This is a genomic window from Chitinophaga barathri (assembly GCF_003807585.1).
GTDB lineage: Bacteria > Bacteroidota > Bacteroidia > Chitinophagales > Chitinophagaceae > Chitinophaga > Chitinophaga barathri.
On sequence record NZ_RMBX01000009.1, the window covers coordinates 281307 to 287169 of the forward strand.

A 5863-nucleotide genomic window follows, 5' to 3' on the forward strand; every position below is an offset into this window, starting at 1 on the left:
GTTGCCTGCCACAATTACCGTTGTTTTGCCCGAACATACCGCTAAGGTTGTTTGTTAAATATCATACAATTTAAGCTATGCAAAACAAATGGCCTGTACTGGAGTACACACAATTAAAAGATACCCTCGCCACCGTTCACCTCTGGACGCAGATCGCCGGCAAGATCAGGCTGAGGAAAATGCCCTGGCTGAACCATTCCTGGCATGTAACGCTGTACGTCAGCCCCACCGGCCTCAGCACCGGCAGTATGCCTTATCAGCATGGTATTTTCCAGATAGATTTTGATTTTGTGCATCACCAGTTGCATATAGTCACCAATGGCGGCAGGCAGGAGACTTTAGAGCTGAAAGCCATGGCTGTTGCGGATTTTTACCATGCCGTGTTTGAAAAAATAAAGCTGCTGGATATTGACGTGAGTATTTACGGTGTGCCCAGCGAAATAGAAAATGCGATCCCTTTTGCCCAGGACCGCATTCATCACACTTATGACCCAACACATATGGAGGCTTACTGGCAGGCGCTGGTGAATGTGCACAGCGTCCTCACCCGTTTCCGCGCCGGGTTTACCGGCAAGTGCAGCCCGGTACATTTTTTCTGGGGCGGATTCGACCTTGCCGTGACCCGTTTTTCCGGCCGGGATGCACCGCTGCACCAGGGCACTGTGCCCAATATGCCGGCCAAAGTGATGCAGGAATCATATTCAAAAGAAGTAAGCTCCTGCGGTTTCTGGCCCGGCAGCGATCAATACCCGCACGCGGCCTTTTACGCCTACGCATACCCCGCAGCACCGGATTTTGGGGAACAGCCGTTACAGCAGGAAGGCGCTTTTTACAGTAAAGAAATGGGGGAATTCCTGATGCCATATGAAGTTGTGCAACAGTCCGCCCACCCGGAAGATACACTGATGGCTTTCCTGCAATCCACCTACGAAGCGGCAGCCAATACCAGCCAATGGGACCGGCAGGCGCTGGAATGCGATCTGTCTTCTTTTGAAACGGAATATGGTTGTTTCCGCTGAGTTACGGCTGAGCGGCCAACTTGCGTAATTTCTCCACCAACGCGTCCAGCTGGGGGTTCGGCGGCATGAGTTCTTTTACACGCTCCGCCCATTTCAGGGCATCCGCCAGTGCGGGGTCTCCGGGCTCCAGTGAAGTGGCAAAAGCACCGGCCCCTTCATATAATACGACGGCTACTTTGCGCGAATACTGGTTGATGACATATTGTTTTTCTTCCTGGAAACCAGGGGTCTTTGTACTATCCTGCTCCCCGGTGAGGAAAGGTTTCATCACCTGCACATACAACCGCGCATCTTCCCTGCGGATGGAATCCAGCGGGATAGCCATCAGGCTGCCGACTCTTTTGTAACCGGTTTCTTTCAACCGTGCCACATCCTTTACCATGCCGTAATACAGTATCCGCATTTTGTTGATACCGTCCTGCTGTTGTACGGGCAGGTCCGGCGCCAACATGTCCATATAAGCAATGAGCTGTTTCATTTCAGCGGGCCGTCCTTCTTTCCATGCAGGGCCAGCGGCGGTGTACAACACTTTTGAATACAGGCGGGCGGCGATTGTTTTCTTTTGTTCCGGGCTGAGCGCCGGGTAATTTGCCATTACAAATACCAGGGCGTTGGCGCGGGCGCTGAAAATGTATTCGCTGAGGTACAGCAGGCCTTCCGGCTTAGCCAGTTGGCTGGCCGGCATTACTTCCAGGTAGGCGTTCAGTACAGCGTTGTTGTCAAGCTCCAGCGAAGCCAACTGTTTGAGGTAATCCCGCAGGAAAGCGGGATCACGTTTGCCGTTTTTAAATTCGTTTTCGAAGGAACTGATAGAACTGCCTGCCGTACCGGATGATAAAATTTTATCCGCATGCCCCGCCAGCGCCCCTGGTGACTGAAAGCCCACCGCACGGTGCAGCAGCGAGCCCTGCGCATCCAGGTAGAGATAGGTCGGGTAGGCTTTTACGGCAAACTGGCCGGCCAGTTTTATACCTTCACCTTTTTCCGCATTCAGCCGGTAGTTGAGGAACTTTGAATTGTATTTATCTCCTACTTCCTTCAGCGGGAATACTTCTTTATCCATCTGTTTACAGGGAGGGCACCAGGTCGTGTATACATCCACAAAGATGAGTTTTCCCTGTTTTTGTGCGGCCTGCAGCAGTTCCGCCCAGGTGCCTTCAAAAAACTGCATGCCTTGTGTTGGTGTGGCATTAGCCATGGCTGCTGTGGAGAAGCAGGTGAAAAAGAAAATAAGGGTAATGATAGAGCGCATCATTAAAAATACCAAATGCACTGCAAAAAGCCAAGCCACCTGATACAGCCGGCTCCTTTGGCCGGTTTTTTGAGGATAAAACTGCAAAAACAAACACCATGAAAACCACATCAGGCAAACGGACAGATGCAGGCTCAAGGGTGATCAAAGCCTCCCCGCAGACTATCTACCAGGCATTCCTGGATCCTGAAGCCATTGCCGCCTGGAGGCCTCCGGAGGGTATGAGCGCCGAGATATACCGGTTTGAACCGCGGGAAGGCGGCATATTCCGGATGTCTTTCAGATATAATGATAAAGACGGTACAACACGCGGCAAAACCACCGAGGATGCGGATATATTCCAGGGCAGGTTTGAAGAGCTGGTTCCCAACAAAAGAATTGTGGAAGTAGTGGAATTTGAATCCGATGATCCTGCTTTTGCGGGTGAAATGAAGGTGATCACCTCCTTCACGCCGGTGGAAGGCGGTACGGAAGTTTCCATCGTTTGTGAAGATGTGCCGGAAGGGATTAAAGAAGAAGATCATCAGCAGGGCATTGCTTCCTCGTTGAAAAACCTGGCGGCATTTATGGAGGAAAAATAAAAGCCGGAAAAAATTCCGGCTCCTTTTTATTTGCACATTTGCCAAAGTTGAGATATACGTTTGAGGGAATAACAGTATTCTTTAACACCGTTATTCCGGTAATACCCTTTTAAAATCAGTTTGATTTTACCATATCACTGTCAGTTCTGAACGCCTGTTCTGCCGGTATTCCTTTTCGCTGCAAGGCACTCCATCCTTACACCCGTTCACCGGGCTCTGCTCACCCATATTACTGTAATAAAGGCGTTTGGGGCCTATTCCTTTACGGCTTAAGTAATCTATCGCCGCAAAACAACGCAGTGCCGACAGATCCGTGTTGTACTGGTCTTCCCCACGGCTGTCTGCAAACGACGAGATCACGATCTTCCAGTCGGGATGCCGCTTCAGTACATCCGCTACTTTGTCCAGCAGCTGGCGTGATTCCGGGAGCAGTCTTGCGCTGTTATAATCGAAGAGGAATTTCAGTTGTTCAAGCCTGCGTTTGTCTTCTTCCTCTTCAGCCGTAAGCGGCCTCTTCGAGGGGCCGTGCTGGCCGGTACCCGTGGAAGGCACATTCATATCTTTCACGGGCGGCCTGTTATGGTCTATTACCGGAGTTGGCGCCGTATGATTCACCCTGTTGATATAACCAGCATCGGCGAACGCATAAATATCGTCGCTGCCCATGCCGCCGGCTTTGTTGGACGCTATGTAACCTTCATAACCATTCCGTTTCAGGATCAGCCCGATATCATCCGCACCGGAATTAAAAGGCGCTTTCATATTCTCCGGCGTTTCCCAGTCGGCCTTCTCCCCTTTTACCCGGTAGATATCGTATCCGCCAAAGCCCGCATAACCCTTACTGGAGAAATACAGGATGCCTTCCTCGTTCACCGTGGGGAATGTTTCCGCCGCAACCGTATTTATTTTATTCCCGCAGTTTACAGGCACGCCCCAGTTGCCATCCGCCTGTTTTTCGCAATACCAGAGGTCCGCCTGCCCGAAGCCGCCGGGCCGGTCTGATACAAAATATAAAATATTGCCGCCTGTGTTCAGCACCGCATGACTGGAAGAATATCCCGCCACATTGATGCCCGGAAGCAGCGTAAGCTGGTTCCATTTGCCGCCTGTTTTGACAGACTGGTAGACCTGGAGCTGACGCACCCCGTTGGACGGCCCTTTGCCCGTGAAAGGAACGTTTTTCCCCTGGATGTTGATGGTGGCGTAAAGCGTGTCTTCTGTCCTGTTCATACAAACAGGACCGATATGATAATCATATTTACCGAGGGAATTTGGCGCCAGTTCTTCGAGATACATGGTGGCATTGCCTTGTGTGTACTGCTGGTAAACGTAGGCCTTGTAATAAGGCTGCTGTGTGCGCCTGTCCGTCTGCGGATGTGTTTCGGAGCTGCCGTTCATCGGAAGCTGCCGGTACCCGTTGGACATCAGCAACAACCCTTGTTTGATTACGCCGCTCACCAGATCGGATCCGGGGGTATTCAGTTCCTTCAGCGGCGTTAGCTGGACGGGAGCAGGTTGTCGTATCCATACAGCGGCGCTGTCGCAGCCACGCAGCGCTATTTCTTTCAGCTTCAGACTGTCCGCATTCGCGGTGGAAAACAGGGCATATTGCTGCCTGGCGGAATTGTATTGCTCCAGCTGCCGCAACGTTTCTCCATAAGAGAAATAAGCCGCCGCGGGATGATCCGGCCGCGCGATGATCTGCCGGTAAAAAACCGCCGCTTCTTTGAAATAACCGATCTCCTGGTAACTGTGCGCCATCTTCATGAGCAATGCCACCGGCGTTTTATTTTCTTTGCCACGGGCCTGGCGCTGATAAAGTGCACCCGCTACCGCATATTCTTCCCGCGCATATGCCTCTTCGGCCAGTTGCAGCACACTTTTCTGTTCCTGCGCATACAAGCCGCCGGCAAACGTTATGGCGATGATAAAGGTTAAACTACGTCGCATCATACTTCCTGAGTAATAGGTTTAAAAATACCGGGGATTCTGTATCGTGTACTTCCTGGACGGGAATAAAAACCCCAGGGATATTTCATGTGAACCGCCCTGGTAACCCGCCATCTTGTTTACGTTCAGATCGTAGGAATAACCTATGCGCAATTGTTTTGTCGCATAAAATTCCACCATCGCGCTGGCGGCGTTCTGTTCCTGGAGATCACGCTGCAGTTCGGTCTTTTTCCAGATGTTCACGTTGGTGCGGTATGAACCGCCCACCCACAGCTTATCGCCGATCAGCAGGAATGCGTTCAGGTCCAGGCTGGTAGGCCCCTTGAAATCTTCCTTCACGAGGAAAGAAGGTTTGAGCTGAAGTTTTTCTCCCAGCGGGAACACCGTGCCTGCCGTAACGTACAAGTGCTGCGTTTTGCGGATAGTGGAATAATTGTTCCCCTTCCAGTTATACCGCGAAGCGTCCGAATACAGTGAAAAAAGGTCCATCACCGAAACGCCCGCATAAAACCTGGATGTATAATAATAAACGCCGAAACGCGCATCGGGCACCCAGGTGCTGGTTTTGCCGGTAGGGATCGCCACGTCATCGTTGTCCACATACTGCAATGCGGAACCGTCGATGGAATATTGTGTGACGCCACCGCCGATACCGATGCAGAGGCGTTTTGTATTTTCCTCATCCAGCGGGATGCGGTAGGAATAAGAACCGTAGAAGGACAGTGCTTCCTGCGGCCCCAGCTGGTCGAACAATACCTGTCCGCCCAGCCCTACCCTGCCTTCGCTGGCGGGCGTTACACCATCGAGGGATACACCGCCCGTACGCGGCGCCCCCGGAAAGCCCGCCCACTGGTGACGGTATGTGGCATTCAGGTAAAGGTCTTCCTTGTATCCCGCATAAGCCGGGTTCACACTGAGCCCGTTAAAAACATACTGGCTGAATTGTATGTTCTGTTGCGCCACTGCGCAGGCTCCCGGAATGAGGAGCAAAACCGTTATCACTGCCCTGAGTATTGTTTGCATCTTGTTATTTTTAAGATCAGCAGAGAATATTGTTGTCA

Annotated in this window: 5 protein-coding genes; 2 read left to right on the forward strand and 3 right to left on the reverse strand. The window is 51.7% G+C overall.

Annotated features, from left to right (window positions below; translation table 11 throughout):
- Positions 1-77 precede the first annotated feature (77 nt).
- Positions 78-1019 (forward strand): DUF5996 family protein, encoded by a 942-nt coding sequence (locus EG028_RS17595; protein ID WP_120517734.1) that lies wholly within the window; start codon positions 78-80, stop codon positions 1017-1019.
- 1 nt (position 1020) lies between these two features.
- Here the strand turns inward: EG028_RS17595 and EG028_RS17600 are convergent, their stop codons facing one another.
- A complete protein-coding gene (locus EG028_RS17600) occupies positions 1021-2274 on the reverse strand; it encodes a thioredoxin family protein (protein WP_162946553.1) in 1254 nt (417 codons plus the stop codon).
- 95 nt (positions 2275-2369) lie between these two features.
- Between EG028_RS17600 and EG028_RS17605 the strand changes: the two genes are divergently transcribed.
- Complete coding sequence (locus EG028_RS17605; RefSeq protein WP_120517732.1) at positions 2370-2852, forward strand: SRPBCC family protein; 483 nt, start codon at positions 2370-2372, stop codon at positions 2850-2852.
- 126 nt (positions 2853-2978) lie between these two features.
- Here EG028_RS17605 and EG028_RS17610 read toward each other — a convergent pair whose 3' ends face one another.
- The gene (locus tag EG028_RS17610) at positions 2979-4805 is read right to left on the reverse strand and encodes an OmpA family protein (RefSeq protein WP_120517731.1); all 1827 of its coding nucleotides are present in this window, start codon (positions 4803-4805) and stop codon (positions 2979-2981) included.
- A gap of 18 nt (positions 4806-4823) precedes the next feature.
- Positions 4824-5825: a PorP/SprF family type IX secretion system membrane protein gene (locus EG028_RS17615; RefSeq protein WP_120517909.1), complete on the reverse strand. Its 1002-nt coding sequence runs from the start codon at positions 5823-5825 to the stop codon at positions 4824-4826.
- Between the last annotated feature and the right edge of the window lie 38 nt (positions 5826-5863).